Source organism: Cardiobacterium valvarum (assembly GCF_900460955.1).
Lineage (GTDB): Bacteria > Pseudomonadota > Gammaproteobacteria > Cardiobacteriales > Cardiobacteriaceae > Cardiobacterium > Cardiobacterium valvarum.
Genome location: NZ_UFUW01000001.1, coordinates 679,967 through 706,048 on the forward strand (window position 1 = coordinate 679,967; position 26,082 = coordinate 706,048).

Sequence of the window (26,082 nt, forward strand, 5' to 3'; positions counted from 1 at the left end):
ACAAAACACCAGCGCAAAAAAGCAGGCCAATGCCTGCTTTTGCCGTTATTCGGTGTTATTCGATGATTTTTCCGTGTTGCAGCTGAATAATGCGGTCGGTCTGTTGGCCAAGGTCGGGGTTGTGCGTCACCATCACGATGGTGCGCCCCTGTGCGTGCAGTTCAGCGAAGATATTGAGGACGATGCGCTCGTTTTCGGCGTCGAGGTTGCCGGTTGGCTCGTCGGCAAAGAGGATTTCCGGTTCGTTGATGAGTGCGCGGGCGATGCAGACGCGTTGCTGTTCTCCGCCGGAGAGCTGTTTTGGCAGGTGGCTGCTGCGGTGGCCAAGGCCGACGCGTTCGAGCGCGGCCAGCGCCGCTGCCTTGTCGGTCACGCTGTGGTAATACTGCGCCAGCATGACGTTTTCGCAGGCGGTGAGGTAGGGCAGGAGGTGGAATTGCTGGAAGACGAGGCCGATGGTGCGGGCGCGGAAAGTGCGGCGGGCTTCTTCGTCGAGTACGGCGGCGTCAGTGCCGTTCAGAAGAACCTGTCCCTCGCTAGGGGTATCAAGGCAGGTAAGGATGTTCATCAGGGTGGTTTTGCCCGATCCGCTTGAGCCCATGATGGCGACAAATTCGCCGCGCGCGACAGTGATGTTGACGTCGTCCAGCGCGATGATGTCGCCAAAGCGTTTGTAGAGGTGGACGGTCTGGATGACTGGTTGTGATGACATGGCAGGATTCCTTGATATAAGGGGAAAGGGGAGGGTGTAGCGACCGTAATATAAATAGAGATGAAAGATGGAATGAGAGATAGGGGCGGCGAGTATATATCACGCCCCAATGATGAGCAGCTTTTCATTTTATCGTCTGCCCCCGCTCATCTGCCCGGCGCTACAATGCCCGCACTTCAACAACCGGAGCGTATTATGCTGAAAAAACAATGGCTGCTGGCAGCGTTTGCCACAACGGCACTGGCCATGACCAGTCCGGCGGCACTGGCCAAGAAACATCGCATCAGCGCAGAAGAGGCGGCACTCATCGCCAATTCGGTCGTGCAGGGGCGTGTGGTGGATGTGGATTATGAGCGCCGCGACGGTCGCGGTTATTATGAAGTCGAAATCCGCAAAGGTGGTCGCGATTATGAGGTTTATGTGGATGCTAAAACCGGCCAGATAATAGACAGGTATAACAATGATGATATCGAGGTATATCCGGATGATAATGGCGATGTCTATCCTCATACCGATGACAATGTACGGGTTTATCCCGATAGCAATTATGATCCACACGGTTATTACGGTTATTACGGCAAACATGGCCACGGCGACGGTTATTATCTTGACCGTGACGATGATGACTAATGCTGTGCGGGATAAAAGTGGCGTACCCCATTCACAACGGGCAGTAAATCCCGTATGATTCGCGCCTCTTTTCGGGCCTGTAGCTCAGTCGGTTAGAGCAGGCGACTCATAATCGCTTGGTCGGGGGTTCAAGTCCCTCCGGGCCTACCAATATTGCTTCCAATAAAAGCCGTTTGTTTCCGCAAACGGCTTTTTTATTGCCTGTTCAAGGTGTTATGCGGCAGTTGCCGTCCCTTTGCTAATTCTCCTGCCCGTCGCTGCTAGAATACCGCCGCTTTTCTTTTGATTACGGAGTCATCATGCGCAGTGAACGTGTCTGGTTCGGCTTTTTCGTCCTTTTGGCGCTGACCCTCAATTTCGGGTTCGTCTATGGCGATGTCGCCAATCCTGAGCATCACGACAAGCTCGAACTGTTCTTTGCTTTTATCATCAGCCTGGTCTGCACCATCATGAAATTTGGTGACCGCTCGCATCTCGGCTCGTTCATGCTCGCTGCCAGCCTCGTCGCCGATGTCCAGCTTTTCTGCGCCGTCTGTGCCTGGACGTTTTCCGTCTCGTTGCTTGAATCCAGCACGATGGCGACTATCGTCTCTTTCACTGCCGGCGCGCTCATTGCCAATATTGTCTCGGTGGTGCTGGTCGTCATCGAAGCTGCCACCCTGCGCCGCTGACGCGCAATGAATGAAGTCGTTTATCTCATTCTGCGGCAGATGCGCCGCCCGGCGCTGATTCTGCTCATCGCCTACGCCGTCGCCATGCTCGGTATCACCCTGATTCCGACGATGAATAGCGAGGGCGAACCTTCATACCTCACTCTTTTTCAGGCGTTTTACTGGGTCAGCTACACCGCGACCACCATCGGCTATGGCGAGCTGCCGCTACCGTTTTCCGAGTGGCAGCGGATGTGGGTGGCTCTCAGCATTTATTACACCGTACCGGCGTGGTTCTATGCCATCGGTAAAGTCATCGCGCTGTTGCAGGACCCGACCTTCCAGCACGCCCTCAGCGAGAGCCGTTTTGCCCGCCAGGTGGCGAAGCAGCGGCGCCGTTTCTGTATCGTCTGCGGTTTTGGCGAAGCGGGGCAGCGCCTTGTCCATCTGCTGCTGAATGCCGGTTACCAGTGCATCGTCATTGATAAAGATCCCGTGCGCATCAGTCGCATGGCGCTTGATCCCGTGATGCACAGCGTGCTTGCCATCAATGGCGACGCGTTCAGCGTCGAACTCCTGCTCAAATCGGGGATTCAGTCGCCTTACTGCCGCGCCGTCATCGCCATCACCGATTCTGAAGCGGTGAACATCAAGGTGGCGCTGGCCGCCCGCTTACTCACCACCGATCAGACGCGTTTCCAGATTATCTGCCGCACCTACACCCGAGCCGGCAGCGCCAACGCCAAATCCTTCAACACCGACGCCGTCATCAATACCAACCAGATTTTTGCCTTGCGCCTCATCACCGCGCTGCGCCGCCCGGCAATCGCCGAACTCGTCGCCCGCCTGCAAGGCCGCCCTGGTGAGCGCCATGAACCGCCGCCACAGCCGCCCGGCGGACGCTGGATCATCTGCGGCAACGACGCCCTCGGCAAAACCCTGAAACGCTTCCTCGATTACGAAGGAGTGGACTGCACCATGATTGACCCCGGCCTGCCAAGTGCACCGGGGCAAGTGCGCGGCCTCGGCACCGAAGCCGTCACCCTGCGTGAAGCGCGTATCGACCGCGCCCAGGCCATCGTCGCTGCCTACAAATCGGACTCGGACAACCTTTCCATCGCCGTCACTGCCAAAGCCATGCACCCCTCGCTCTTCGTTGTCGGCAAACAGAACCACAGCGCCGACCAGCGCCTCTTTGCCGTTGCTGGCTTTGACCGCGTCATGGCCGAAGCCGACCTTATCGTCAGCGAAGTCTTCCCGCGCATCGCCCAGTCCCTGCTCAGCCGCTTCATGAAAGTCCTCTGGCATCAGGACGACACTTGGGGCCAGCGCCTCTTGCAACGCATTACCCTGCTCACCGGCGAACACAACCCGCATCACTTCGTCCTCAAAGTTGATGCGCAGCGCGCGCCCGCCATCATGAATGAAATGCAGAGTGGCCACCTGCTGCGCCTGCAAAGCCTGTGGATGCTGCCGAACGACCCGCAGACCGCTAACGACGCCATCCCACTGCTACTGCTACGCAACCAGCAGGAACTCGTCCTGCCTAACGCCGCCACCTCGCTGCAAGCGGGCGACCAGGTGCTGATCCTCTACCACCGCGAAGAAATCGGCTGGCGGATGCAGCGTGCCGCACGTGATGAACACGAGCTCTACTACGCCACTCACGGCCGTGACAAACCCATTTCCCACCTCATGAACTACCTGCTGAAAAAACTCGATCCATGATCTACTACCAAACCTACGGCCACGAAGCCTCGCAAGCCGCCGTCCTCCTGCACAGCGGCGGCATGGCCGGCGAAGAATGGCAGCCGCAAATCCCCACCCTCGCACAGCGTTACCGCGTCCTCGTTCCCGACCTGCCCGGGCACGGCAAAAGCCCGCTCGACAGCGAACGCCTCACCATCAGCCTGATGGCCGATGCCGTGCTGGAAATGCTTGACGCCGAAGGCATCCGCGAAGCCAATTTCTGCGGCTCCAGCATGGGGGGCGCCGTCGCCCTGTGGCTGACCCTGAAACACCCCGAACGCGTCAAACGCCTCGCCCTCTACCGCATCAGCTACCGCAGCAATACCGACATCCACGCACAAGTACACAGCATGGCCGACCCCGGCTACTGGGAAAACTTCGGACTCGCCGCCTGGTTATCAAAACTGCACAGCCCGCAAGGCGGTGCGGACGCGTGGAAACAAGTCATTGCCCGCGTCGGCGACGCCCTGCACGCCACCGGCAGCGAACATGCGCACCGCCTGCACGACCTTGCCGCCATCACCTGTCCCGTCCTCATCATCACCGGTGACCGCGACCCCATTGCCCCGCTGACGGACGCCTGCGAGATGTATCACACCATCCCCGATGCCGATTTGTGGATCATCCCGCATGCCGCACATATCACCGCCAGCAACACTTGGCGTGCTCCGGCTTTTGCCGAAGAACTGCGCCGTTTTTACAGCCGAAGCGCCAAGCACAGCGATGGCTAAAACCGCGCGCAGGCTCCATTTGGCGGGCGTCATGCCGGAAAACGGGCACAAAAAACGCCGCCCCTATAACGAAACCGTATAATGCGCGCAAATTTTTACTAAATTTACCCTTAACCCGCCGCTTGCGGCGTCTGACATCCCCCCAAAGATCTAAGGAGAACCAATGGAAGTCATCACTATCACCGCCAACCCTGCTATCGATATGACCGTTCACGTGGATGGCTGGCAACGCGATGCCGTTAACCGTGCGCAAGCAGTGGATATCACCGTCGGCGGTAAAGGCCTCACCGTTGCCATCAACCTCGCCGACGCCGGCATCAGCACCAGTGCCACCGGCTTCATGGGCGCTGATAACGAAGAACGCTTCGTGCGTACCTTCAAACAGCATGGCGTTATCGACCACTGCATCCGCATTCCCGGCGAAACCCGCACCTGCATCAAAATCGTGGACGGCAGCAACGGCGAAACCACCGACATCAACCCGGCCGGCCTCTTCGTCCCCGAAGAATACCAACAACAACTGTGGGATTACATCGAGCAAAACATCGGTACCGCGCGTGTGCTGATGATGGGCGGCAGCCTGCCCGCCGGTGTCGAGAAAGACCTCTATGCCCGCATCGTCGCCAAATACCACGGCAAATTCGAATACATCGTGGTCGATAGCAGCGGCAAAGCACTGGCAGAAACCATGAAGGCCGACATCCTGCCTGACATGATCAAGCCCAACATCCACGAACTGCAAGAAATGTGCGGTCGCGAACTCAGCAGCGACGAAGACATCATCCGCGAAGCGCGCGGCTTTATCGAACGCGGCATGAAAATCGTCGTCGTCTCCATGGGCGGCCAAGGTGCCTGGTTCGTCACCAAAAAAGAAGCCGTACACGCCAAACCGCCACGCGTACGTGTTGCCAGCACCGTCGGCGCCGGTGATGCCATGGTGGCCGGTACCATTCGCGGTCTCCTCCTTGGCCACGACATGGCGGAAATGGCCCGCACCGCCACCGCATACAGCGCCTCCAACATCGAACATGTCGGCACTTACCTCCCCGGCCAGCAACGCATCGAACAGCTCAAAGGCTGGGTCGTCATCACCCGCGAAGGTGAAAGCCGCGCATGAAGCGAGCCATCGTCCATAATCTGTGGACCGCCAGCATCCCCGTGATGCTGGCGGGATGCGCCTTTTTCCCCCAAAGCGATCCGTCACTGACGCCGGAACAACTGGCCTATGTGCGAACCCACAACATTGTTGTGCAGCCGCTGCCGGTTGGCTATGAAGAGCCGCTGCTTGTTCATACCCGTAGCGGCAAAGTCGGTACCGATGTCGGGGTCAATATCGCCTTCGCCGTACTGACCGGTAGCTACAACTATAAAAGCCCCAAAGGCGACGGTCCGCGCGATCGCTTCAGCAACAATGGACAACCGCTGCAAGGTGCCGTCAAAAATAAAATCCGCCAAGAAGCGGCGGAAGAAATCCACAGCAGCGAACCGACCCGCGTCCTCAACAAACTGCTGGCTGAACGCTACCCGGCGACTGTCGCCCCAACCAAAGACAACCTCACCATCAGCACCACCCCCGTCGCCTGGCATCTCTACTACGGTAAAGGAGACACCTTTACCCTCGAATATGCCGGCGACATTACCTTGAAGCTGCCAGCGGCGAAAATCAAACGCACCCTTTGGTGCGATCGCAAAAGCGAACAGGCGCTGACCCGTGAGCAATGGTTGGAAAACGACGCTGCCCGCATCCGTGATTACGCCCAGGAGACCGCACTGCAATGCGCGAATCAGGCACTGGACTTCCTGCAATTGCCGCGTCTGCCTACACAACAAGCCTTGCCGCAAGCTGCCCTGCCGATAGATACGGCACCAACCCAAGCTGACGCTGCTACCACAAAACAATAAACAGCTAGCAGGCATAAACCACGGCGGGCATTGCCTGCCTTTTTCTCGCATGACGCCTCCGTTTTGCCTCACTTGGCGGGCCAGTAACGACGCCGCCTAATGCGAAGCCCAGTAACGACGCCGCTTGGCGGCCCGGCATGAAAAACGCCCCTTGTGGGGCGTTTTTGTTGGGCACTCGTCAGGCCTTCGTAATCTGCGGTTTGCCGTCTGCGATGGTGACGGTTTCGCCGTCATCGTAAGCGGTGAAGATGATAGGCGTGATGAGGCTCGGCACTTTGTCGCGGATGGCGTCCAGATCTACTTGCAGGATGGCTTGGCCGGCGCTGACGCGTTCGCCTTCTTTGACGAGAGCGGTGAAGCCCGCGCCGTCCAGTTTGACGGTGTCGATGCCGAAGTGGATGAGGATTTCCAAGCCGTTATCCGCTTCGATGCCGATGGCATGGCGGGTTGGGAAGACGGTGGCGATTTGGCCGTTCACCGGTGAACGTACGGTGCCGTCCGCTGGGTTGATAGCGAAGCTCGCGCCCAGTGCACCGGCGGCAAAAGCCGGGTCGGGGATGTCGCTGGCGGCGAGGATGTCGCCCGCAATCGGCATGACCCATTCGGCGGGGATGGGGTCGGCAGGTTTTTCGGCTTTTTCTGCCGGGGCAGCGGTGGCAGGGGTTTCAGGTGCGCTTTCAGCAGCAGCGGCTGCCGGGGCGGTTTGCCGTTCCGGGTTGTAGCGGCTGCGTGAGAAGGCAAGGGTGAGGCTGAAGGTGATGGCGAAGGCAATCGCCATGCCGATGATGTACGGCGTGAGGTATTGCGCGCCGATCGAGATGATGCCGGGGATGCCCGCTGCGCCGAGGGCGACGGCTTTGGTGTGGTAGAGGGTGATGTAGGCGGCGGCGCAGGCGGTGCCGATGAGGGCGGCGTAGAAGGGGTAACGCAGGCGCAGGTTGACGCCGAACATGGCCGGTTCGGTAATGCCAAGCACGGCAGAGATGCCCGATGCCGAGGCGACGGTTTTGAGTTTGGCGTTTTTGGTGGAGATGAGGGCGCCGAAGGCGGCTGCGCCTTGCGAGATGTTGTTCATCGCTGCGATCGGGAAGATGAAGGTGCCGCCGGTTTTGGCGATGTCGGCGATGAGCTGGGTTTCGACCGGGATGAAGCTGTTGTGCATGCCGGTGATGACCACGGGCGCATAGAGGGCGCCGAGGACAGCGCCACCGATGACGCCGGCGGTGTTGTAGAGCCATTGCACGGCATCGGTGAAGGCAACACCGGCGTCGCGGGTGAACGGGCCAACGACGGTGAAGGTGAGTAGTGCGGTGATGAAGATGGCGAGCAGCGGAGTGAGCAGCAGGTCAACACTGGCGGGGATGATGCGGCGCAGGCTGGTTTCGAGTTTGGCGAGTATCCAGCTTGAGACGAGGATGGGCAGCACGGTGCCTTGGTAGCCGACGCGGGCGATGTCGTAGCCGAGGATGTTCCAGTGTTGCAGGGAGCCTTCTTCGATGGCTTTGGCCAGTGCGTAGTTGTTGGTGAGGTCGGGGTGCACCATGATCATGCCGAGGACGGCGCCGAGGAAGGGGTTGCCGCCGAAGATGCGTGTCGCCGAGAAGGCGATGAGGATGGGCAGGAAGACGAAGGGGGCGTTGGCGAAGGTGTTGATCATTTCCGCCAGCCCCGCCCATTGCGGGTAGGCCTCAATCAGGGTTTTGCCTTTGATGATGAGGTCGTGTGCGGTGAGGACGTTGTTCAGGCCCATCAGCAAACCGCCGGCGACGATGGCGGGGATGATGGGGACGAAGATGTCCGACAGGGTCTTGACGAAGCGTTGCAGCAGGTTGCCTTTGGCGGCGCCGAGGTCTTTGGCTTCCTGTGTGCTGACTTGTTTGACGCCGGTGATGTCGAGCAGTTCGGCGGTGACTTTGTTCACAGTGCCGGTGCCGAGGATGATCTGGAATTGTCCGGCGGTGAGGAAGTTGCCTTTGGCAAGCGGGACGGTGTCAATGGCGGCCTTGTCGATTTTGTTTTCGTCTTTGAGCACCATGCGCAGGCGGGTGGCGCAGTGCGTCGCGGCGGCGATGTTTTCTTTGCCACCGACGGCCGCGATGATGGCTTCAGCGGTCTGGCGGTATTCATTCATGGGGGTTGTCTCCTGGTGATGGGTGATGGGGGCGGAATACGGCGGTGGCGCCGCGTTTGGTGAGCGCGGCCAGTAGCGGAGCGGCGAATTTGCGGGCGATGTTGTCGTCGCAGGTGATTTCTGCTGCGCGGCTGAGGGCGAGTGCTGCCGCCGGACTGAGGTTCAGGTAGTGCGCCAGCCATTGCCGCACGGCGGTGGGGTTGGAACCGATGGCGGTGATGACGAGGCTGCCGCGTTCCCAGTCGTAGGGGTCATAGTGCGGTTCGTCCTCTTTTTCTGTGGCGGTTTCTGCGGCTTCGCGCAGTTCGGCGCAGACTTCCTGCCAGTATGGGTTGTCCACTGCGCAGTGCTGTTCGATATAGGCAGCGGCTTGTGCCGGGTCGTCCCTGCAAGCGGCGAGGTGGCGCAGGGTGTCGGTAAAGGCGGCGAGGCTGGCGGCAACGGGAAAGGGTTGCCAGCTGCCCTGGCCGTGGTAGGCGAAGGCCACAGGATAGCCCACCGCCGCTTCGTCGAGGTCAATGATGAACGGGTCGGCGAAGTCGTTGGTGCAGATGACGTACTGGCTGGGTTTCAGGTAGCCCGCTGTGCCGTCGTATTCGTCGTCTTTGTAGCCGTCCTGAAAGGCGTCAAGCGCGTCGGCATCGGCATAGACCTCCGGCAGGCTGCCGCACAGGGCGCCATCCTGCCCAATCCGGGCGTTGAGGAAGTCGCGCAGTGCGGCGGGACAGGCGGTAGTCATTTGGGCTTTCTGGCGGTGAAGTCGTGCAGGCGGGCGCGGTCGGGCATGCTGTTGATGGCACCGCGTTGCAGGGTGGTGATGGCACCGACTTTCGCGGCGTGATCGAGCAGGGCATTGATTTGCGCGTCGCTGAGGTCGCCATGCACGGACAGACCGAGGTGCGCGATTTCAGCAAGCAGGCCGCCGATGAAGGCATCGCCTGCGCCGGTGGCGTCCACAGCGTTGACGCGGTAAGCGTCCGTCCAGCCGCGCGCGCGGTCACTGTGCCGGTCATAGATGGCTGCACCGTTTGCGCCGCAGGTATAGACGACGTATTTGACGTGTCCCTGAAAAAGCTGCGGGATGCCGCGCGCGGGGTCGCTTTCGCCGGTGACGAAGGCGAGTTCGTCGTCGGAGATTTTGATGATGTCGGCCAGCGGCAGGAATTCGTGCACGGCGGCGTAGAGGTCAGCCGGGTTCTTCCACAGCGGCAGGCGCAGGTTGATGTCGAAGGAAATCGCGGCACCGGCGGCGCGGAATTTGTCGATGGCGGCACGGTGTGCCTCGCGCATCGGGCAGGGAACCAGCGACACCGAGCAGTAGTGCAGGATGTCGCCCGCCTGCGGGGTGATGGCGGCGAGGTTTTCCGGCGCATAGAGCATGTCCGCCGAGGGATCGCGGTAGAAGGCAAATTCGCGCTCGCCGCCGTCGTGCAGGGTGACGAAGGCCAGCGCGGTTTTGGCTTCGCACGTGCGTTGCAGATAGCGGGTGTCCACCCCGGCGGTAGCGGCGGTGGCAGCAATTTGCGCGCCGAAGGCGTCGTCGCCGACCTGGCTCAGGATGTAGCTGGTGCCGCCGAGTTTGGCGTAAGCGGCAGCGACGTTGAGCGGCGCGCCACCGACAGCGGGGGTGTAGTGCATGTCGGCGTCGGGTTTGCCGCTGCGGCTGGGAACGAAGTCGATGAGGGCTTCACCGATGGCATAAAGCGCCATGTTTCCTCCTGTGGCTGGTTGTGGTTTGCCGTTAATGGTAGCGGCTGGGCCAGGGATTGACAATTGGTAAGAAGCGGCAGTTTTGCAGGCGTTTTTAGGGACTTAGGTGATGCCGAGTTCACTGTGACTGCCAAGGCGTATCAGGGTTACGTTTTCTGCTTCCAGGCGGTAGAGCAGTATAAGGTCGGGCTTGATGTGGCAGTCCCTTATGCCTTTGAGATTGCCCGTCAAGGCATGATCCCGATATTTTGTGGGCAGTGTTAGGCCGCTGGACAGGCAATGCAGGACTTCTGCCCAGGCAGGGGTCAGCAATTCCAGGTATTGTTTTTTGGCGTCCCGCTTGAATTGGCCGGTCAGCTCAATGTTCTTCATGCAGTTCTGCCATGAAGTCGTCGAAGCTGGCGTAGCGGGTTACCTTGCCATCGCGCGCATCCTGCACGGCTTGCATGGTGATGGGGTTTTTTTCGTACTCGGCGCTGTGGTCCTGGTCATCCAGCGCAAGCGGTACGTTGTCGGTTTCCGCAATTTGGGTTAGAAACAGGCGCACGGCCTGGGTCGGGGTCAGGCCAGAGCGCTCGATAACAGCAAAGGCGCGCTGCTTCAGGTCATCATCCAAGGGGATATGAAAGGTTGTGGTATTCATGATTGCTCCGTGGTGGTAGTGGGATGTCATGGCATAGTCGTTTCAAATAGGGCTGAGACAAGGCAGCGAGCCGAAGACAGTACAAATAGTACGACGAGGCGAGCCAACACCGTATCAGTTCTATTTGAAACGACTATAGGAGCGATGTAAGACGCAGACAAGCCTCTTTACAGCAACGGGCTCACCAATCTTGCACAGCGTTCGATGAAGCGTTGCAGGCGGCGGCGCTGTTCCCATTTTTTCAGCTCGACCGCTTCGCTCTGTTCAAGGTAGCCGTCGAGCAGGGTGCGGATAGCGGCGACGGTGTCCGGGGTATAGACAGCGAGGCTGACTTCGAGGTTGAGGTAGAAGCTGCGCATGTCCATGTTGACCGTGCCGAAAAGGGCGAAGCGGTTATCGATGACCACGGCTTTGGTGTGCAACAGGCCCGCGTCGAAGGTTTTCAGGCACACGCCGGCATCCAGCAGTGGGCGGTAGTAGGCGCGGCTGGCGTAGCGCACCAGTCGTGAATCGACGCGGCGCGGCACGATCAGCGTGACTGCCACACCACGGCGGGCGGCGATAATCAGCGTGTTCAGCAGGGTTTCGTCCGGCACGAAATACGGCGTGCTGATGATGACGCTTTCCTGCGCGATGTTCAGCGCGTTGACCAGCACGTCGTACACCAGCGCGGTATCGCCGCCCGGATGCGAGGGGATGACTTGCAGCAGTGCGCCGCCGGTTACGCGCGGCAGGGTCGCTCGGTCGGGCATTTCGTCGGCGTAGCGGTTCAGGTGTTCGAGGGTGACACTGAGGTTGTGTTCGTTCTCGACTGCCCAGTCGCCGTAGAACACTGCCGCCAGTTCCTGCGCTACTGTGCCTTCGCAGCGCATGACGGCATCGACCCATTCGCCCACGCCCGCGTCCTGCTTGAAAAGGCGCGGGTCAACGAGGTTGTAGCTGCCGGTGTAGGCGATGCGGTAGTCCACGACGAGGATTTTGCGGTGGTTGCGCAAGTCGCCACGTACCCACGGCGCATGCCACAGGCTGAAAGGCAGGGCTTCGGTGAGTTCGACCCCGGCCGCACGCAATTTATCCGGCCAGGCCGAGCGCCAGAAGCCTTGACTGCCGAGTGCGTCGGCGAGCAGCTGGCAGCGCACCCCGCGCCCTGCCGCCCGCATCAGCGCTTCCAGCACGGCATCCACGCGGCCATTGCCTGCGACGATGTAAAACTCCAGCAGGCAGCAATGTTGCGCGGCGTCAATGTCGGCGGTGAAGGCTTGCAGGATGGCGTCGGTGTCGGCGAGCAGACGGGTATCGTTACCGCCGGTTGCGACGTAGCCCGCTTCCACCTGCACCAGGCGGGCAATCTGGCGGAAGCGCGTTTCGCACAGCGGCACGGCTTGCGGCGGCAGAAAACGGTCGGCAAAGGCGTCGTGAAAGGCGTGCAATTCCGCCTGCCGCTTGGCGCGCGCCCGCCCCAGTTTCGGCTCACCAATCAACAGGTATAACAGAAGGCCGAAATAGGGGAAGGCAAAGAGCACCGCCAGCCACGCCAGCGCCGCGCTACTGGAACGGCGCGCGTAAATGACGCGCAGGGCGATGGAAACCGTCAGCATAAAGTGGCAGAGGAAAAAGAGTTCGAGCCAGTGCATACGCGCCTCGCGGTGGAAAAGAGACGGCAAGTATAGCCGCTATAATGGCCGCATCCCCCCAGTCTCACCGACTATGCGCATTCTCAGCTACAACATCCAGGCCGCCATCAACGCCCGCAGCTACCTTAGCTACACCTACCAATGGCACCGCCAGTTCCTGCCCGGCCCGGCCAAGCGCAAAACCCTAGCCCGCATCGCCGCCTACATCCGCGATTTCGACCTCGTCTGCCTGCAAGAAATCGACCTCGGCGGCCTGCGCAACGGCTTCAAGAACCACGTCGAACAGCTGCGCGAGCTGACCGGCTTCCACTACCACCTCGCGCAAGTGAACCGCCGCCTCGGCAAACTCTCGTTGCATGGCAACCTGATTCTCAGCAAGCGACCGCTACGCGAAGTGCTGAATGTGCCGCTGCCCTCGCGCATCCCAGGACGCGGTGTGCTGGCGGCGGCGGTCGCCTGCAACGACGGCGAACTCGTCGTTGCCAACGTCCACCTCAGCCTCGGCGCACTCGACCAGCACAAACAACTGCGCTTTATCAGGAACCGCCTCAGCGCCTATCCGGACGTGCTGATCACGGGGGATTTCAACTGCACCCCGGATGCGCCGCAACTGCAAATCCTTACCCGCCACGGCTACCGCCGTCTCGGTGATGACGCCCCGACCTTCCCCAGCTGGAAACCGCACAAAGCGCTGGATCACGCCCTGCTCAAAGGCGCCTTTGCCGGCGACTGCCAGGTCAGCCATCATGCAGACAGCGACCATCTGCCGCTTTTGGTGGAAGTGGAATAGGGCATTGCCAGCGACTGCGCCAAGCGGCGTCAATACTGGACCCGTCAAGCGGGGTAATACCTTGGTTCAGCGGTAATCCACGCGCAGCGGGCGATGATCGGAATATTGCCACGGCAGCGGTGTGGTATCGGCAGTCAGGTTTTTCACCAGGGCATGATCCAGGTTGAGAAAGAGCGGGCGCCAGGTCGGGGTGAGATAACGGGTGGTCGCCGTGGCGCCGCTCGTATGCAGGAAATCGCGGTAATGTGGGGAATAGGGGCTGCTGTTGAGGTCGCCGACTGCCAAGGCGCGCGGTTCGGCGGCGATACGTGCAGCGGTGTCATGCAGGTAGGCGATGCGGGCTGCGGCGAGGGCACTGCTGATGGGCGGCGGCGGATGCAGGGCGTAGAGGGCGGTGCCGTCGGTAGTTGTGGCGCGGATGTAGGGGAAATTGCCGCTGTAGGCGATGTCGCAGCGGGCAAGCGGCACGGCGCTCCACAGGGCAAGGGCAAACGGGCTGGTTTCCTGATGTTGGCAGCCGTGCGGATAGTGTGCGCGCAGGCGTTGCCAGCCGGGATTATCCAGATTGATTTCCGCCAAGGCGAGGATGTCGGCCTTTTCTGCCAGCAGGGCAGTGCTTTCACCGGCAGCATCGGGGTTGTTGAGGTGGACGTTGTACCAGATGAGGCGTTCTCCCGCTTGGGGCGCGTTTGCCAGGGAAAGAGGATGCAGCAGCCACAGGATAGAGGCGAGAGTAGCGACAGCCCAAAAGCCGCCCCAATGCTTGCCGCGCGGCAGGCAGGCGGCGAGGAGGAAGACGGCGGCGTAATAGGGCAGGAAATGGCTGAATAGTTCGGCGAACCAGTACAGGCGGCCGAGTTGGCCACAGATGAGCGCGGCGAGACTGAGCAGGGCGAAGATGTGCAGGGTGCGGGTCATCAGCGTTTTCATGGCGGTTATGCGATATGAAAAAAAACCGCCTGACGGCGGTTTTTGGGGTTTAACGGTAAGCGGCGGGGATTTGCCGGTGATGGTCAGTCTGCTGCTGGTACTGGTGTACGCAGTTGAGCAGGCGCGGTTCGGCAAAGTGTGGGCCGATGAGCTGGCAGCCGACCGGCAGGCCGTCAATGTTACCCGCCGGATGGCTGATGGCGGGGAGTCCTGCAAGGTTAACCGGCACGGTGTAGAGATCACCAAGGTACATCGCTACCGGGTCGTTCAACTGGCTGCCGAGTTTGAAGGCAGGGTACGGCGTGGTCGGGGTGAGGATGATGTCCACCTCGGCAAAAGCGGCTTTGAAGCCGTTCAGGATGGCATGACGGGCACGGCGCGCCTGCTCGTAGTAAGCGTCGTAGTAACCAGCAGAGAGGGCATAGGTGCCGATGAGGATGCGGCGTTGTACTTCGGCGCCGAAGCCTTCGCTGCGGCTGCGGCGGTACATGTCTTGCAGGTCTGCGGGGTCGGCGCAGCGGTGACCGTAGCGCACGCCGTCATAGCGCGAGAGGTTCGATGAGGCTTCGGCGCAGGCGATGATGTAGTAGCTGGCGATGGCGGCGTCGCTGTTTGCGAGGCCAATGTCCACCAAGGTCGCGCCGAGGGTTTCGTAGGTTTTGGCGGCGGCGTGGATGATGTCGGCCATTGGCGCGTTGAGCTCGCGGTAGTAGGCGCGCGGCAGGCCGATGCGGATGCCGGTGAGCGGGCGGTCAAGTTCCTGGTCGAAAATGGTACGAGTCTGCGGGCTGGAGGTGGAATCGCGCGCATCGTGCCCGGCCATGCCGTTCAGGACGAGGGCGAGGTCATCGGCACTCGCGGCGAAGGCACCTGCCTGGTCAAGGCTGGAGGCGTAGGCAATCATGCCCCAGCGTGACAGGGTGCCGTAGGTTGGCTTGATGCCGGTAATGCCACACCAGGCGGCAGGTTGGCGGATGGAACCGCCGGTGTCGCTGCCGGTGGCATAGGGCACGAGGCGGGCTGCGACGGCAGCGGCGGATGCGCCGGATGAGCCGCCGGGGACATATTCGTGCTGCCACGGGTTTTTCACGGCACCGAAGGCGCTGTGCTCGTTGGACGAGCCCATGGCAAATTCGTCCATCGAGAGTTTGCCGGTCATGACGGCGCCTGCGTTGGCAAGGTTTTCGACGATGCCGGCGTCGTAGGACGGGATGAAGTTGGCGAGCATTTTGCTGCCGGCGGTGGTACGGATGCCGTTGGTGCAGAAGATGTCTTTGTGCGCCATCGGGATGCCGTCCAGCGGACCGAGGGTTTCGCCTTTGGCGCGGCGGACGTCGCTGGCGTCCGCTGCGGCGCGGGCGTGGGCAAAGGTCGGGGTGAGGTAGGCGTTGAGCGTTGGGTTGTGTTGTTCGATGCGCGCGATGTGGTAGTCGCAGAGTTCACGCGCGCTGATGTCGCGGGCGGCGAGTTTGGCGGCGAGTTGGCGTAGGCTGAGGGTGTGCATGGGTTATTCGATGACTTTGGGAACAGTGATGTAGCGGTTTTCAGCGGCAGGCGCGTTTTCTTCGATGCTCGGCATCATGTCGCGCGCGATGGCAGTGTCGGCACGCAGACGCTGGGTTTCGCCAAGCGGGTGGGAGAGCGGGGTGGTGGCGCTGATTTCCGGGGTGTTGATGGTGTTGAAGAGTTCGAAGATTTGGCCGAGTTCTTGCGCGAGTCGGGGCAGGTCTGTTTCGCTGATTTCGAGCTGGGCAAGTGCGGCTGTTTTCGCGATGGTTGCGGGGTCCAATTGGCTCATGGCGGTTAAAAAATCCTTCAAAAAAACGCTTGGGAAGGTATCATACCGCGCTTTGGTTTGCACCGTTTTCGGTGGTTTTCTATTCGCAAGCAGAGGCTTTTTTATGGGTTTTAATTTGTTTCGCGGGATGTTCTCCAGTGATTTGTCGATTGACTTAGGGACGGCTAACACGCTGATTTATGTGCGTGGTGAAGGACTGGTACTGGACGAGCCTTCGGTGGTCGCGATTGCCGAGGATCCGCAGGACGGGCGCAAGAAGATTGTCGCTTATGGTTCGCAAGCGAAGCAGATGCTGGGACGGACGCCGGGGAATCTCACCACGGTGCGGCCAATGCAGGATGGGGTGATTGCCGATTTCAAGATTACTTCCATGATGTTGAAGCATTTTATTCACCGAGTGCACCGCCGGAAGGGCTTTTTCCGCCCTGCCCCGCGTATTTTGGTGTGTGTGCCGTCCGGGGCGACGCAGGTGGAGAAACGCGCGATTCGTGACGCGGCGGAAGGCGCCGGCGGCAGTGAGGTGTTCTTGATTCAGGAGCCGATGGCGGCTGCGATTGGTGCCGGGATTCCGGTTGATGAAGCCTACGGTTCTATGGTCGTTGATATTGGCGGCGGCACGTCGGAAGTGGCAGTGATTTCGCTGAACGGGATTGTGTATTCGACGTCGGTGCGTATCGGCGGTGACCGTTTCGACAGCGCCATTATTGACTATGTGCGCCGCAATTTCGGCATTGTTATCGGACTGCCGACGGCGGAGCGGATCAAAAAGGAAATCGGCTGCGCCTATCCGTCTTCAGAAATCCGCGAGCTGGAGGTGCGTGGTACGAACCAGCAGGAAGGTGCGCCGCGCAGTTTCAGTATTAATTCAAATGAGGTGCTGGAAGCATTACAGGAACCGTTAGGCGGGATCGTGCGCGCGATCAAGCAGGCACTGGAATTGACGCCGCCGGAGTTGGCGGCGGACGTGGCCGATCGCGGTATTGTTTTGACTGGCGGCGGTGCGCTGCTGCGTGATCTGGATCGTTTGTTGATGGAAGAGACCCGCTTGAAGGTGATTATTGCCGAGGACCCGTTGACGTGCGTCGCGCGCGGCGGTGGCAAGGTTTTGGAATTGTTGGATCAGCGTGGCGTAGCATCGTTTTTGATGTCCTGATTGCACGATGTGGTTTGATTTTTCGCCGGATGCGCCACAGGAATTGCGGCTGCGTCCTGTGTTTGGGGCGCTGTTTGTTGCGGCCTTTTTGCTGGTGCTCACGCAGCGCGGCTGGCTGACGTATCCCTACGCCTGGTTGCATGACGGGGTTTATGCGCCGGTGCGCACGGTGCTGCACGCGCCAATGCGCTGGTCGCAGGCCGGTTGGCAGAAACTGGCGGCGCATCAGGATGAACACGCGTTGTTGTTGCAGGTGCAGCAGGAAAATCAGGAGTTGCGTGCGCAGGTGCAGCTGCTGGGACATTTTCAGGCAGAAAACCGCCGCTTGCGGATGTTGATGGATTCGCTGCTGGATGTGACGGATCCGGTGCTGATTGCCGAGTTGAGCGATACGTCCATTGACGGCTATCGTGAACTGGTTACGCTGAACAAGGGTATGCGGGATGGCGTGTATGTGAATCAGGCAGTAATTGATCCGTATGGTCTGGTCGGGCAGGTGGTCGAGGTATTCGCGCATGAGTCGCGGGTGATGTTGATAACCGATACCCGCAGCCGGGTGCCGGTGTATGTGGCGCGCACACAGCAGCGCACACTGGTTTTCGGCAGTACCGGTTATGGTTCGCTGGAAATGCCCGCCCTGCGCGCCGACAGTGATATTCAGGTCGGTGACCGCCTGGTCAGTTCAGGCTTGGGCGGGATTTATCCGCGTGGTTATCCGGTCGCTGAGGTGACAGCGGTTGAGCGAGACAGCCGTGCGTCATCCATAACGGTGCGCCTGCGGCCGCTGGCGCATTTGCAGTCCATGCTGGAAGTGCTGCTGCTTGACCAGCGGCATATTGCCTATCAGCCGCAGGTGGTGGTGCCAGTCGGGCCGCCGCTGCCAGACGTGTCGGCGGCAAAGGGAGACGCTGGCGAAAGTGACAAGAACGGGGTCGTGCCCGAAGGGGGAGCTCATGCGGATGCGCAGTAGTTATCCGGTCGGCCTGCTCTTTTTGCTGCTATGGGTGCTGATGGTGGGTACGGATTTTTATGCATCGTGGTTCGTTTTGCCGGATGTGGTGATTGTGGCCGCCCTGTATTTCTTTTTGTTTGTGCCACAATTGCCGCTGTGGCGCTGGTTGTTGCCGGTCAGCCTGTTGATGGACGTGGCTTCCGCCGCGCCATTTGGCTTTCATGCCCTTTTTTATGCACTGGCGGCGCTGATGTCGCTGCCGTTCCCCGGGGTATGGCGTATGGCGGCGCCAGCGGTAAGTGTGCTGGTACTGTGTCTGCTTGCATTTGCCTTGCAGGTGCTGCGCTGCCTCCTGCTTTTTGCCTGGCAGGGGGTGCCAGCACCGCCCGGCTGGTTGTGGGGCGGGGTGTTGGCACTGCTCTGCCTGCCGTTTCTTCGTTACCTGGCTGACCGCACGGCGTGCCGTGTCCTGGGGGATTTTTCATGAAGCGCTGGCGTGCCGACCCGCTGAGCAGCAATGAGCAGGGCGATGAGGAAGCGCGCCTGCAACAGTCTTTTTCCCGCCGTATCGTCCTCTCTGCCATGCTGGTGTTTGCCGGTTTTCTCGGCCTGTTTGCCCGCATGGGGTATTTGCAGGTGCTGCGTTATGATTATTTCCGCACCCGTTCGCAGAGTAACCGGATGCGTCTTAAGGCGATTGTGCCGGAACGTGGCACGATTTATGACTGCAAGGGGCGGGCGCTGACCGAGAATATTCTGCGCTACCGCGTCATCATCAGTCCGTCACAAACGGTGAATGTACGCGAGACAGTGGATGCGGTGGATGAAATCCTGCCGCTCTTGCCGGAAGAACGTGAGCGTTTTTTCCGCCTGTACAAGCAGACGCGCCGTTATGAAGCGGCGGTGTTGAAGGCATCTATCAGCGAGCAGGATTATTACCGTCTGGCGGTGCAGTTGTACCGCCTGCCGGGGGTGTCGGTCGAGGAATACTACGAACGTTACTATCCCTATGGCGAACTCGCCTCGCATGTGATTGGCTACACCAACCGCATCAGCGAGGAAGATCTGGAAACGCTCAATCCTGATGATTATCGCGGCCTGCAATATATCGGCCGTTCCGGTATTGAGCAGCAGTATGAAGACCGCTTGCGGGGACGCCCCGGCTATCAGCAGGTTGAGACAGACGCCAACGGTAATATCGTCCGCCTGATGCACGAGCAGCCTGCCGTGCGCGGGCAGGATATTTACCTCAGCCTTGACATTGAATTGCAGGCGTTTATTTACCGTATCCTTGGCGATTATCGCGGCTCGTCAGTGTTGATCGACCCGCAGAGCGGCGAGGTGCTGGCGATGGTAAGCAAGCCCGGCTTTGATGCCAACCTGTTCGCGCGAGGCATCACGCAGCGGCAGTACAAACGCCTGCTGGAAGACCCGCATGGGCCGATGTATGACCGCGCCCTGAAGGGCCGTTATCCGCCAGGCTCGGTTATCAAGCCGTTCATGAGCCTCGCCGGCTATCACTATGGCGTATTTACCCCCTATACCCGTGTCAGTTGCCCTGGTTATTTTCGCGTACCCGGCGCGGCGCGGCGTTTCCACTGCTGGAACCGGCGCGGGCACGGCTCGGTCAATGCTGACCGCGCTATGGCGCAATCCTGCGACGTGTATTACTACACCCTCGGCTACCAGCTCGGCATTGACCGTATCGCCGAGTTTGCCAGCCATTTCCGCCTCGGTATCCCCACCGGTATTGACATGCCGGATGAAGGTAGCGGCATTGTGCCAACGCGCGAATGGAAGCAAAAGCGCTTCAAGGTGCCGTGGTTTATTGGTGACACGATCAATTGCAGCATTGGGCAGGGTTTTTTCACCACCACGCCGCTGCAACTCGCTTACATGGCCGCGCTGATTGCCCGCGACGGCAGCGAATTTACGCCGCGTCTGCTGCAGCGCTACTATGATCCGGAAACGGCGGCTTTTACTGCCATCAAAGCCCCGCCGGATACAGGGAAAGTGGCCGTTTATGAATCCGGCATCTGGAATACGGTGCGCCAGGACATGGTCAACGTCATCCACAGCGCCTATGGTACCGCGCGCAATATTTCGCGCGGGCTGACCTACCGCATGGCGGGCAAATCGGGCACAGTGCAGGTGGTGTCGTTCAAAACCGAGCGGCGGGTACACGCACACGAGCTCGGTGCGGAGGAGCAGGACAACGCCATGTTCATCGCCTTTGCTCCCGCCGACAAACCGCGCGTCGCTATCAGCATGGTCGTAGAGCGCGGTGGCGGCGGCAGCTCCACTGCCGCACCGCTGGTGCGGCAAATCACCGATTACTACCTCAGGGGGCAGAACGATGCTGATGCATGACGTGCGCAAGAAAAGCGTCCGGCAACTGGTCGGCGAATGGCTGCGCCGCATTGATATCCCGATGTTGTTCGGCTTGCTGGTGCTGATGGGGGCGAGCCTGCTGATTCTGCGCAGTGCGGGCAGCGGCGATGAAGACATCATGATGCGGCAAACCCTGCGCTTCGCCGCCGCTATCGGCGTCTTGCTGGCCATTATCGCCGTGCCGCCGCGTTACATCCGCCGCCTCACCGCCCCCGCTTATTGGTTGACCCTGGTATTGCTGTTGCTGGTGTTGATCATCGGTACCCGCAGTAACGGCGCGCAGCGCTGGCTCAACATCGGCATCGCCCGTATCCAACCGTCCGAACTTGCCAAGCTGACCATTCCGCTGATGGTCGCCTGGCTCGTCACCATCCGCGCCGCCATTCCCGGCATTGGCAGCGTTATCCTTGCCATCCTCGTCATCGCAGTACCGGTCATCCTGATCTTTATAGAACCCGACCTTGGTACCGCGCTGCTGGTCAGCGCTTCCGGCTTCATTACCCTTTTCCTCGCCGGACTACCCTGCTGGATCATCGCCCTTAGCGGGGTGCTGGCCGCTATCGGCCTGCCACTCTTCTGGATGTTCGGCATCAAAGAATACCAGCGTGACCGCGTCCTTACCCTCTTCAATCCCGAAGCTGACCCCTTCGGCAACGGCTATCACATCATCCAGTCGAAAATCGCCATTGGCTCCGGCGGGTTGTCCGGCAAAGGCTACATGCAGGGTACCCAATCCCAACTCGAATTCCTGCCTGAATCCAGCACCGACTTCATTTTCGCCGTCATCGCCGAAGAAACCGGCCTCATCGGTGTCGGCCTGCTGCTGCTTTGCTACGGACTGATTATTGCGCGTGGCCTCTACCTTGCCCTGCACCTCACTGACCGCTTTGCCCGCATTATGGTAGCCAGCATCCTTCTGACCTTATTTATTAACGTCTTTGTCAACATCGGCATGGTCAGCGGTATCCTGCCGGTGGTCGGCCTGCCGCTGGCGATGATCAGTTACGGGGGCAGCTCCATCCTGTCGTTGATGGCAGGTTTTGCCCTGGCAATGAATCTCGCTGGCGGTTTCCGCGAAAAAAAAGATGAGGAACACCTATGACCATACGCCGACTGCTCACACTAATCACCGCTTGCATCCTCAGCGGTCATGCTATAGCCGACAACAGCTACGGCACCAACCCCGCCGCTATCAAAATGATGCAGGAGCTCGCTGCCCGCGACGGTTATGACGCCGACTATCTGCAAGCTTTGCTGCTGGCCGTTGGACGTGATGACGGCGTCCTTGCCAAAATCAGCAAACCGGCAGAAAAAACCAAGCCGTGGTACGAATACCGCAAAATTTTCGAAGATCAGGCGCGTACAGATGACGGTGTCGCTTTTTGGGATGCCAATGTGGCTACACTGGTACGTGCCGAAGCACAATACGGCGTTGACCCCGCCATTGTCGTGGCAATCCTCGGCGTAGAAACCCGCTACGGCAAAGTCACAGGCACCACCCCCGTCTGGCAATCACTGCTCACCCTGTGCATTGACTATCCGCCTCGCTCCCCGTTTTTCTGCGAACAAACCGATTACTTCCTGCGTCTCGCCAAGCGGGAAAACCGTAACCCGCTTGCCATCAAAGGCTCATATGCCGGAGCGATGGGCATGGCGCAGTTCATGCCGAGCAGCTACTACAACGACGCGGTGGATTTTGATGGGGACGGACGCATTGACCTTTGGTACAGTCCGGCTGATGCCATTGGTAGCATCGCCCATTACCTGCAAGTACGTGGCTGGCAGAAAAACGGGCGCTACAAATACCGCCTGCCCGCAAAACCATCGCTTGCCGCCTTTGGCAACGACCACAAACCGCATTACCAAATTCATACACTTTTGACAGATTCTAATCTGAAAAATGACATAGATTTAATAAAAGAAATCGGTGATAATGGCACGGAAACAGTCGGAAGCCTTGTCGTTGACGCATCAGAGCAGGAAAAAGCATGGTGGATAACCTATAACAACTTCTACGTTGTCACCCGCTATAATGCGTCCCCGCTTTATGCCATGGCGGTCGGCGATCTTGCCGACCGAATCAGACACAAAAGAGAGAGCAAATTGAGATAATGAACGTAAAACAACTTCTGGTGCTAACTATCGCAGCGGCTGCACTTACCGCACAAGCGGAAGAAACAGCGGCGGATAAAGCCGAACCCGCGTCGGCTACAGCAGAACAGCAGGTGAATATCGTTAAAGTAATCGATTTTACCCAACCGCAAAAAACCCTCGCTTCGCAAGAAGCCAAAACCAAAGCGCTGCTTGCCGGTGAAGACAGAAAAGCCCTGCGCAACATTGACTTTACCCGCCCAAACCTGCGCAACCTTGTAGACAACAACGCCAAAGGCGATGTCATTACCAAAAGCAGCGGTCGCAAAAGCTACAGCTATACCGTTCTCGGTAAACGCTACCAAACCTTGGCTGACAGCAAAGGCTTCGAACAACAAGGTCCTGCTTCTTGGTACGGCAACCCCTTCCATGGTCGCAAAACTGCCAACGGCGAAACCTACAATATGAATGAGATGACAGCGGCACATAAAGAATTACCGCTTGGCACCCGCGTCGAAGTCACTAACCTGTCTAACGGACGTAAAGTCGTCGTCCGCATCAATGACCGTGGCCCTTTCCACGGCAACCGCGTTCTTGATTTGTCCCGTGCTGCCGCCCAAGAACTTGGCACCCTCAATGCAGGCGTCGCCCAAGTCCAAATCCGCGCACTACAATAGGAAACGTGATGCGACACCTGTTCCGTCAACTTATCCTGAACATCGCCGCTGTTTACAGCGGCTTTGTCTTAGCACAAAACGCCCCGGAACTACCGGTCAAAAGCTACATCCTCACCGACGCTGCGAGCGGGCAAATCCTGCTCAGCAAAAACGCCAACGAAAAACTGCCGCCCGCCAGCATCACCAAACTGATGACCGCTTACCTCGTTGTCGAAGCGCTGGAAAACGGCAAACTGACCCCGGATACGCCGATTACCGTGAGCCAAAACGCCTACAAACAGGAAGGTTCACGCATGTTTATCGAAGTGAACAAACAAGTTTTTGTGCAGGATTTGCTGCAAGGGCTGATTATCCAGTCCGGCAACGATGCGGCTGTCGCCTTGGCGGAATATCTTGGCGGCTCGATGGATGGTTTTACCGAGATGATGAACCGCAAGGCGGCACAGCTCGGCATGAGGGACACCCACTACACCAATCCGACCGGCCTGCCCGACCCCGAGAATTACACCACGGCGGAAGACATTGCTATCCTCTCGCGCCATATCATCAATGACCATCCTCAGTACTACCATCTCTACGGACAAAAAAACTACACCTATAACAAAATCAAGCAGGACAACCGCAACCGTCTGCTGTGGCGTAACGCCAGTATTGATGGCTTGAAAACTGGGCATACCAAAGAAGCGGGTTATTGTCTCGCCAGCTCGGAAAAACGCGGTAACATCCGCTTCATTGCTGTTGTTCTTGGTGCTGACAAAGAGAGTGATCGTTACGATGCATCTCAGGCACTCTTTAACTACGGTTTCGCCCAATTTGAAGAAACCGTTGTCATCAAAGAAGGGCAGAATCTGTCCGCTGTTCCTGTTTACAAAGGTACAGTGAATGAAATCAACGTCCGCCCACAGCACGATGTCAAACTCATGCTACCGGTGAGCGATAAAAGCAAAGTCGTAGTCTCACTTGATTTGAATAAGCCCATCATTGCCCCACTTGCTGCTGGGCAAGAAATCGGTACCATCCGCGTCAAAATTGGGGACAAAGTCTATGCGACCTTGCCCGCTATTGCAGGCGAAGCCGTAGATAAAGCGGGTTTCTTCAAACGTTCCTGGCATAGCATCAAACTGCTTTTCTGAACCCCATGTATATCCGCCATCTTGGTCTGCGCCCCTATTTGGAAACATGGGAAGCGATGCGGACTTACACCGCTGCACGTGACACAGACAGTGCGGACGAACTGTGGCTGGTGCAGCATCCACCGGTGTTTACGCAAGGACAGGCGGGTAAGACCGAACACCTGCTCGCCCCCGGCGATATTCCTGTCATTCACATAGACCGGGGGGGACAAATCACCTATCACGGGCCTGGGCAAATCATCATGTACCTGCTGCTGGACATCCGTCGCAGCGGCATCGGTATCCGTGCCCTAGTCAGCATGATTGAAAACAGCGTCATCACCCTCTTGCAGACACACGGCATCACCGCTGCCGCCCGCCCTGACGCCCCCGGCGTGTACGTTGCAGGTAACAAAATAGCCTCGCTTGGTCTGAAAATCAGCAATGGTCGCACCTATCACGGCGTTGCCCTGAACGTGGATATGGATCTTGAACCCTTCACCCGTATCAACCCTTGCGGTCTCGTGGGAATGCATATGACCCAATTGCGTGATCTTGGTATTCCTCTCAGCCCAACAGCAGCGGGTGATGCACTTGCTGCCGCGTTTACGCAGCAATGGCTGGCTAGAGCCTGCTGATATGCGACTTGCGCAGCAGCTTTTTGTAACAAAAACGGCAGGTGCAAAGCAAAAAGTCGCAGTAAGGGGGGGTATACGCTTACGAGAGTTTTTAATGCAGCAGATATAGTTAAATAGCAAAAAAACAGTAACCATCAAAATCATGACCTATCCAGCCCATATCCGTAAAAAAATCCTTGCAGAACTTGAAGATAGCACCTATCGCGAAGTAGCAGCCAGACACCGCATCAGTCCCAACACCCTCGCTACCTGGAAGAAACAGCCACAACCCAAAGGCAGCCGCCGTTCTACGCCCCGCCTTCTCACAGAAGAAGTCATTAGGCAAGACGTAACCGAGCACCCTGATGACTATCAATGGGAAAGGGCTGCACGTTTGGGCCTGCTCACAAAACGGCATCTGCAAGGCGCTCAAACGCTATCGCTTCACCGTTAAAAAAAAGACTTCCGCCACCGCAAGGCAGACGAAGAAAAACGCCGTGAATTCCTCGAAGTAAAAAGTGTCTATGAAGCACGCCTACACCCATTCGTTTATATCGATGAAAGCGGCTTCAGAAAAGACATCTCCCGTCCTTACGGTTATGCACCACGCGGGCAAAAATGCGCAGGCGTATCCGGATGGAGCAAGGCACAAACCAACGTTATAGGCGCCCTGTGTGGCACTGTGCCATTTGCTTTCACTGCCTTTGATTGCAGCATAGACAGCGATGTTTTTCATACATGGGCGACAGAAATACTGCTGCCGGAGCTGCCTGCCTGCAGTGTGATCGTGATGGACAACACGCCTCCTTCCACAAACGGCAGGACACGCTGGATGCGTTGCAGGCCGAGGGACATACGGTGCTGTGGCTTCCGCCCTATAGCCCGGATTTCAACCCGATAGAGAAGACATGGGCATGGATCAAGCGGTTGAGGAAACAATGGCGGTTGGCTGATGTGAATGCCCTGCTGTTTTGGTTCTTTACTCTCGTTACTCTTTATTAGCGATTCGACTATACTGAATCTTGGCTGAAAAACCACACAATGCTGGGGGTCAGCAGGTTCCTCCTTGCAACAGTAAC

28 protein-coding genes, 1 tRNA gene and 1 pseudogene are annotated in these 26,082 nt (G+C 58.8%); 20 read left to right on the forward strand and 10 right to left on the reverse strand.

The window, feature by feature from the left end; genetic code table 11:
• Positions 1-55: 55 nt before the first annotated feature.
• Entirely contained in the window at positions 56-712 is a 657-nt protein-coding gene (locus DY250_RS03255) for an ABC transporter ATP-binding protein (RefSeq protein WP_115610899.1), read from the reverse strand.
• Positions 713-907: 195 nt separating this feature from the next.
• On the opposite strand from DY250_RS03255, the gene DY250_RS03260 reads away from it, so the two are divergent.
• From DY250_RS03260 to DY250_RS03290, 7 genes are all read left to right on the forward strand, one after another.
• Positions 908-1,342 (forward strand): PepSY domain-containing protein, encoded by a 435-nt coding sequence (locus tag DY250_RS03260; protein WP_245951009.1) that lies wholly within the window; start codon positions 908-910, stop codon positions 1,340-1,342.
• A gap of 73 nt (positions 1,343-1,415) precedes the next feature.
• A tRNA-Ile gene (locus DY250_RS03265) sits at positions 1,416-1,492 on the forward strand.
• Between the two features lie 149 nt (positions 1,493-1,641).
• Positions 1,642-2,013 carry a DUF6394 family protein gene (locus DY250_RS03270; protein WP_040389256.1) on the forward strand — a complete coding sequence of 124 codons (372 nt, stop codon included), beginning with the start codon at positions 1,642-1,644 and terminating at the stop codon, positions 2,011-2,013.
• A 6-nt stretch (positions 2,014-2,019) separates the two neighbouring features.
• On the forward strand, positions 2,020-3,720 hold the full coding sequence (locus DY250_RS03275; RefSeq protein WP_115610900.1) for an NAD-binding protein: 1,701 nt from the start codon (positions 2,020-2,022) through the stop codon (positions 3,718-3,720).
• On the forward strand, positions 3,717-4,472 hold the full coding sequence (locus DY250_RS03280) for an alpha/beta fold hydrolase (RefSeq protein ID WP_115610901.1): 756 nt from the start codon (positions 3,717-3,719) through the stop codon (positions 4,470-4,472). The genes DY250_RS03275 and DY250_RS03280 overlap by 4 nt, the downstream gene beginning before the upstream one ends.
• A gap of 163 nt (positions 4,473-4,635) precedes the next feature.
• Entirely contained in the window at positions 4,636-5,589 is a 954-nt protein-coding gene (gene pfkB, locus DY250_RS03285; protein WP_115610902.1) for a 1-phosphofructokinase, read from the forward strand.
• Positions 5,586-6,374, forward strand: coding sequence for a hypothetical protein (locus tag DY250_RS03290; protein WP_115610903.1), 789 nt, complete (start codon positions 5,586-5,588; stop codon positions 6,372-6,374). The genes pfkB and DY250_RS03290 overlap by 4 nt, the downstream gene beginning before the upstream one ends.
• A 178-nt stretch (positions 6,375-6,552) precedes the next feature.
• Here DY250_RS03290 and DY250_RS03295 read toward each other — a convergent pair whose 3' ends face one another.
• The 6 genes from DY250_RS03295 to cls form a co-directional block, all read right to left on the reverse strand.
• Positions 6,553-8,505, reverse strand: a complete 1,953-nt coding sequence (locus tag DY250_RS03295) for a sucrose-specific PTS transporter subunit IIBC (protein ID WP_115610904.1) — start codon at positions 8,503-8,505, stop codon at positions 6,553-6,555.
• Positions 8,498-9,244: an SMI1/KNR4 family protein gene (locus DY250_RS03300; protein WP_115610905.1), complete on the reverse strand. Its 747-nt coding sequence runs from the start codon at positions 9,242-9,244 to the stop codon at positions 8,498-8,500. Before DY250_RS03300 ends, DY250_RS03295 begins: the two co-directional genes overlap by 8 nt.
• A complete protein-coding gene (locus DY250_RS03305; protein WP_115610906.1) occupies positions 9,241-10,215 on the reverse strand; it encodes a carbohydrate kinase family protein in 975 nt (324 codons plus the stop codon). The genes DY250_RS03300 and DY250_RS03305 overlap by 4 nt, the downstream gene beginning before the upstream one ends.
• Before the next feature lie 102 nt (positions 10,216-10,317).
• Positions 10,318-10,587 (reverse strand): type II toxin-antitoxin system RelE/ParE family toxin, encoded by a 270-nt coding sequence (locus tag DY250_RS03310; RefSeq protein ID WP_115610907.1) that lies wholly within the window; start codon positions 10,585-10,587, stop codon positions 10,318-10,320.
• On the reverse strand, positions 10,574-10,858 hold the full coding sequence (locus DY250_RS03315) for a type II toxin-antitoxin system RelB/DinJ family antitoxin (RefSeq protein ID WP_115610908.1): 285 nt from the start codon (positions 10,856-10,858) through the stop codon (positions 10,574-10,576). The genes DY250_RS03310 and DY250_RS03315 overlap by 14 nt, the downstream gene beginning before the upstream one ends.
• 167 nt (positions 10,859-11,025) lie before the next feature.
• Positions 11,026-12,492 (reverse strand): cardiolipin synthase, encoded by a 1,467-nt coding sequence (cls, locus tag DY250_RS03320; RefSeq protein WP_115610909.1) that lies wholly within the window; start codon positions 12,490-12,492, stop codon positions 11,026-11,028.
• Positions 12,493-12,565: 73 nt separating this feature from the next.
• Between cls and DY250_RS03325 the strand changes: the two genes are divergently transcribed.
• Positions 12,566-13,282, forward strand: a complete 717-nt coding sequence (locus DY250_RS03325) for an endonuclease/exonuclease/phosphatase family protein (protein WP_115610910.1) — start codon at positions 12,566-12,568, stop codon at positions 13,280-13,282.
• Positions 13,283-13,348: 66 nt separating this feature from the next.
• On the opposite strand, the gene DY250_RS03330 is transcribed toward DY250_RS03325, so the two are convergent.
• From DY250_RS03330 to gatC, 3 genes are all read right to left on the reverse strand, one after another.
• Positions 13,349-14,200 carry an endonuclease/exonuclease/phosphatase family protein gene (locus tag DY250_RS03330; protein ID WP_245951010.1) on the reverse strand — a complete coding sequence of 284 codons (852 nt, stop codon included), beginning with the start codon at positions 14,198-14,200 and terminating at the stop codon, positions 13,349-13,351.
• Positions 14,201-14,261: 61 nt separating this feature from the next.
• On the reverse strand, positions 14,262-15,716 hold the full coding sequence (gene gatA, locus DY250_RS03335; protein ID WP_115610912.1) for an Asp-tRNA(Asn)/Glu-tRNA(Gln) amidotransferase subunit GatA: 1,455 nt from the start codon (positions 15,714-15,716) through the stop codon (positions 14,262-14,264).
• 3 nt (positions 15,717-15,719) lie between these two features.
• Positions 15,720-16,010: an Asp-tRNA(Asn)/Glu-tRNA(Gln) amidotransferase subunit GatC gene (gene gatC, locus DY250_RS03340; RefSeq protein ID WP_115610913.1), complete on the reverse strand. Its 291-nt coding sequence runs from the start codon at positions 16,008-16,010 to the stop codon at positions 15,720-15,722.
• 103 nt (positions 16,011-16,113) lie between these two features.
• Between gatC and DY250_RS03345 the strand changes: the two genes are divergently transcribed.
• The 12 genes and pseudogenes from DY250_RS03345 (at position 16,114) to DY250_RS14720 (ending at position 26,005) form a co-directional block, all read left to right on the forward strand.
• Entirely contained in the window at positions 16,114-17,163 is a 1,050-nt protein-coding gene (locus tag DY250_RS03345) for a rod shape-determining protein (RefSeq protein ID WP_115612752.1), read from the forward strand.
• Positions 17,164-17,170: 7 nt separating this feature from the next.
• Complete coding sequence (gene mreC, locus DY250_RS03350; protein ID WP_115610914.1) at positions 17,171-18,133, forward strand: rod shape-determining protein MreC; 963 nt, start codon at positions 17,171-17,173, stop codon at positions 18,131-18,133.
• Between the two features lie 22 nt (positions 18,134-18,155).
• Entirely contained in the window at positions 18,156-18,602 is a 447-nt protein-coding gene (locus DY250_RS03355) for a rod shape-determining protein MreD (protein WP_245951011.1), read from the forward strand.
• The gene (mrdA, locus tag DY250_RS03360) at positions 18,599-20,485 is read left to right on the forward strand and encodes a penicillin-binding protein 2 (protein WP_115610915.1); all 1,887 of its coding nucleotides are present in this window, start codon (positions 18,599-18,601) and stop codon (positions 20,483-20,485) included. Before DY250_RS03355 ends, mrdA begins: the two co-directional genes overlap by 4 nt.
• Entirely contained in the window at positions 20,478-21,608 is a 1,131-nt protein-coding gene (gene rodA, locus DY250_RS03365) for a rod shape-determining protein RodA (RefSeq protein WP_050809143.1), read from the forward strand. The genes mrdA and rodA overlap by 8 nt, the downstream gene beginning before the upstream one ends.
• Positions 21,605-22,618, forward strand: a complete 1,014-nt coding sequence (mltB, locus tag DY250_RS03370; RefSeq protein ID WP_115610916.1) for a lytic murein transglycosylase B — start codon at positions 21,605-21,607, stop codon at positions 22,616-22,618. The genes rodA and mltB overlap by 4 nt, the downstream gene beginning before the upstream one ends.
• Positions 22,618-23,274, forward strand: coding sequence for a septal ring lytic transglycosylase RlpA family protein (locus DY250_RS03375; RefSeq protein ID WP_115610917.1), 657 nt, complete (start codon positions 22,618-22,620; stop codon positions 23,272-23,274). The genes mltB and DY250_RS03375 overlap by 1 nt, the downstream gene beginning before the upstream one ends.
• Positions 23,275-23,282: 8 nt before the next feature.
• Positions 23,283-24,407 (forward strand): D-alanyl-D-alanine carboxypeptidase family protein, encoded by a 1,125-nt coding sequence (locus DY250_RS03380; protein WP_115610918.1) that lies wholly within the window; start codon positions 23,283-23,285, stop codon positions 24,405-24,407.
• A 5-nt stretch (positions 24,408-24,412) separates the two neighbouring features.
• Positions 24,413-25,024: a lipoyl(octanoyl) transferase LipB gene (gene lipB, locus DY250_RS03385; protein ID WP_115610919.1), complete on the forward strand. Its 612-nt coding sequence runs from the start codon at positions 24,413-24,415 to the stop codon at positions 25,022-25,024.
• Between the two features lie 142 nt (positions 25,025-25,166).
• Positions 25,167-25,457, forward strand: a complete 291-nt coding sequence (locus DY250_RS03390; protein WP_115610920.1) for a transposase — start codon at positions 25,167-25,169, stop codon at positions 25,455-25,457.
• 126 nt (positions 25,458-25,583) lie between these two features.
• Positions 25,584-25,739, forward strand: a pseudogene (locus DY250_RS15035) (IS630 family transposase); the annotation flags it as partial.
• Between the two features lie 2 nt (positions 25,740-25,741).
• Complete coding sequence (locus tag DY250_RS14720) at positions 25,742-26,005, forward strand: transposase (RefSeq protein WP_115610921.1); 264 nt, start codon at positions 25,742-25,744, stop codon at positions 26,003-26,005.
• Positions 26,006-26,082 lie beyond the last annotated feature (77 nt).